Here is a 3,112-nt window from a genome sequence, read left to right on the forward strand (position 1 = left end):
TATGGCATGGGCGGGCTTACGGAGGGTTAATTTGGACAACCACCACGGGAACCGTTCCTTGCAGGTAAACTTTTCAGGTTGTATCGGAAGCAAGCGCTGAGATCGTGGTTTCCAGATCATCACCGGGGCGCAATCTCAGCCATTCCGGCCCCAATTGATGCCTGAACCAGGTGGTTTGCCGCTTGGAATATTGCCTGGTCGCGATCTTGGCGCGTTCGATTGCCTCGGGAAAGCCAATCTCTCCGGCCATCGCTGCCTGCAGTTCGCGAACGCCGATCGCTTTCATCGCCGGCAATTCGGGATCGAGGCCAAGTGCTGCAAGCCGCTTGACCTCGTCCAGCGCGCCCTTGTCCAGCATCTGGTCGAAGCGTTTGTCGATGCGAGCGACCAATGCCGCCCGATCCGGCTCGATCACCAGGAAACGCGCGCTTTCCCTGTCGATGAGCGGCTGGCCGCGTTCTGCCTGCCATTCCAGGATCGAACGGCCAGACGCATCGAGAACCTCCAATGCCCGCACGACGCGCTGGCTGTCGGTTGGCTTGAGCATCATGGCCGCCGCCGAATCCTCGCGCAGCAGCAGGCTGTGCAGCTTGACGGCGCCCTGCTCCTTCAACTCATAGCGCCAGCGGTCGCGGACCCGCTGCGGAATGTCGGGCATTTCCGAAATGCCCTCGGCCAGCGCGCGAAAATAGAGCCCGGTGCCGCCGACAAAAATCACTGGCCGTTCGGAGAATGTGCCGTCCTCGATCAGCTTCATCACATCGCGCAGCCAGGCGCCGGTGGAATAGGCGGTGGCCGGGTGGACATGGCCATAAAGATAATGCAGTGCGCGGGCGAGGTCGGCCGCCTCCGGCCGGGCAGTCAGCACGTCGAGCACCGAATAGCCCTGCATGGAATCGGTATTGACGATCACGCCCCCCCTGCGCTCGGCCAGATCGAGCGCAAGCGCCGACTTGCCGCTGGCGGTCGGCCCGGCTATCAGGATCGCGTTCTTCACGCGGCCCTTGCCCGCCTGCCCGCCGGAATGTTTCATGCCGCTCATCGCCACGCTTGTTTCCCGTCCCGCTGAGCGCGCTTTGTCGCTGTCGCTTGCGAATATGGCCTCACGGTCGGTCGGCGCAAGCGCTGTTGTCTGGCTGGCCGAAGGTATTGCCTGCGATCTCGTCCTGCCTGAGGCAGCCGACGACGCCGTCACGAGTGCCGTCTTGCGCACGGCACTTGCCAGCGAGGCCGTCGACGTGATCGTCCAGCAGGCGGAAACCCGCCGCAAGAAAATCCTGATCGCCGACATGGATTCAACCATGATCGACCAGGAATGCATCGACGAGCTGGCCGACGAGATCGGCGTCAAGGATCATGTTGCGGCCATCACCGCGCGATCCATGAATGGTGAGATCGCCTTCGAACCGGCTTTGCGTGAACGGGTGGCGTTGCTCAAGGGCCTCGACGCCGCCGTGGTCGATCGCATCGTCGCCAATCGCCTGACGCTGGCAGCGGGCGGCCGTGTTCTGGTCCGGACCATGCGCGCCAATGGCGCCTGGACGGCACTCGTGTCTGGCGGGTTCGAGGTCTTCACGACGCGCATCGCCGCCATGCTCGGTTTCCAGGAGAACCGCGCCAATCGCCTGCTCGAGCAGGACGGCCGCTTCACCGGGCTGGTCGGCGAACCGATCCTCGGCCGCGCCGCTAAGGCCGACGCGCTGATCGAAATTTCAGCGCGCCTCGGCCTGACGCCCGCCGACGCCATCGCCGTCGGCGACGGCGCCAATGATCTCGACATGATCTGCCTTGCCGGTACCGGTGTCGCGCTCCACGCCAAGCCGACGGTGGCGGCACAGGCCAAGGTCCGCATCGATCATGGCGACCTGACCGCGCTGCTTTATGTGCAAGGCTACAGGCGGGAGGAGTTTGTGCAATGAAACCAATGCGTACCGAGCGCCTGATCCTGCGCAACTGGGAAGATCGCGACCGCGACCTGTTCCACCGCATAAACTCCGACGACCGGGTGATGGAGTTCTTTCCGTTCCGCCGTGACCGCGCCGAGGCGGATGCCAAGATGGACGAGCTCCGGGCCTGGACCGCGGAGGACGGATACGGTTTTGCTGCCGCCGAGATCACCGCCACCGGTGAATGCATCGGCTTCATCGGTCTCCTCGACACCGATCATGTGCCATCCCTGCCAGCTGGCACCATCGAGATCGGCTGGCGACTGGCACCTGAGTTCTGGGGCAAGGGCTATGTCACCGAGGCAGCCGAAGCGTGGCTGGCCTACGGCTTCGAGACGCTTGGCCTCGATGAAATCGTGTCATTCGCCGTCGCGGCCAACCGCCGCTCCACCGCCGTCATGCAACGCCTCGGCATGAGCGCGGATCCGTCCGGCGATTTCGACCACCCCAGCATTCCCGACAGCCATCCCGCGCTCAAGCGCCATGTCCTGTACAGACTGTCGCGCCAAGACTGGCAGGCAAGAAAAAGGGCGGCCCGCTAGCCGCCCTTTCCATTCAAGATGAGGATTTTTTCGCCGCATCTTCCGGATCTCAGTCCATCCGGATCGTCACGAACCTGAGCTCGCCGGTCTTCGAGGCCAGCATCAAGAGCGCATTCTTGCGCCCCTGTTCCTTCAAGGCGCCGATCCGGTCCATGACGTCCTTGGGCGTGGCGACCGATTCCTGCGCGATCTCGGTGATCACCTCGCCGGGCTGGATGCCGCGTTCGGCGGCGGCCGAGTCCTTGGTGACGTCGGTGATGACGACGCCCGAAACATCGGCCGCAATGCTGAACTTCTTGCGTGTCTCGTCGTTCAGTTCGCCGACCGTCATGCCGAGCACCGAAGCAGTGGAAACGGCCGGAGCCTTGTCGCCCTTGTCCTGATCGGTGTTGCTGCCCTCCTCACTGCTGGCGAGCTTCTCGCCATCCTCGAGCCGGCCGAGCGTCACTTTCACGGTCTGCTCGACACCCTTGCGCACGATGAGCACATCGACCGCCTTGCCAACCGGGCTTTCGGCGACGACGCGCGGCAGATCGCGCATCTCATGGATGTCCTTGCCGTCGAACTTGATGACGACGTCGCCCGCTTGGATGGTGCCATTGTCGACCGGGCCACCCTTGATCA

4 protein-coding genes are annotated in these 3,112 nt (G+C 63.7%); 2 read left to right on the top strand and 2 right to left on the bottom strand.

What is annotated here, in order from left to right; genetic code table 11:
* Nucleotides 1-73: 73 nt before the first annotated feature.
* Entirely contained in the window at nucleotides 74-1,042 is a 969-nt protein-coding gene (gene miaA, locus EN893_RS26115; protein WP_127272676.1) for a tRNA (adenosine(37)-N6)-dimethylallyltransferase MiaA, read from the bottom strand.
* Between miaA and serB the strand changes: the two genes are divergently transcribed.
* Nucleotides 1,032-1,919: a phosphoserine phosphatase SerB gene (gene serB, locus EN893_RS26120; RefSeq protein WP_127271592.1), complete on the top strand. Its 888-nt coding sequence runs from the start codon at nucleotides 1,032-1,034 to the stop codon at nucleotides 1,917-1,919. The two genes, miaA and serB, sit on opposite strands and share 11 nt — an antisense overlap.
* Complete coding sequence (locus tag EN893_RS26125) at nucleotides 1,916-2,488, top strand: GNAT family N-acetyltransferase (protein WP_127271778.1); 573 nt, start codon at nucleotides 1,916-1,918, stop codon at nucleotides 2,486-2,488. Before serB ends, EN893_RS26125 begins: the two co-directional genes overlap by 4 nt.
* Before the next feature lie 49 nt (nucleotides 2,489-2,537).
* Here EN893_RS26125 and EN893_RS26130 read toward each other — a convergent pair.
* The coding region (locus tag EN893_RS26130) for a PDZ domain-containing protein (RefSeq protein ID WP_128361884.1) at nucleotides 2,538-3,112 on the bottom strand (575 nt) is incomplete at its 5' end.

The organism is Mesorhizobium sp. M7A.F.Ca.CA.004.04.2.1, assembly GCF_004022825.1.
Taxonomy (GTDB): domain Bacteria; phylum Pseudomonadota; class Alphaproteobacteria; order Rhizobiales; family Rhizobiaceae; genus Mesorhizobium.

Excerpts from the sequence above, each read along its gene's own strand:
- EN893_RS26125 (WP_127271778.1), top strand. The coding sequence starts at position 1,916 with ATGAAACCAATGCGTACCGAGCGCCTGATCCTGCGCAACTGGGAAGAT.
- serB (WP_127271592.1), top strand. The coding sequence starts at position 1,032 with ATGCCGCTCATCGCCACGCTTGTTTCCCGTCCCGCTGAGCGCGCTTTG.
- miaA (WP_127272676.1), bottom strand. The coding sequence starts at position 1,042 with ATGAGCGGCATGAAACATTCCGGCGGGCAGGCGGGCAAGGGCCGCGTG.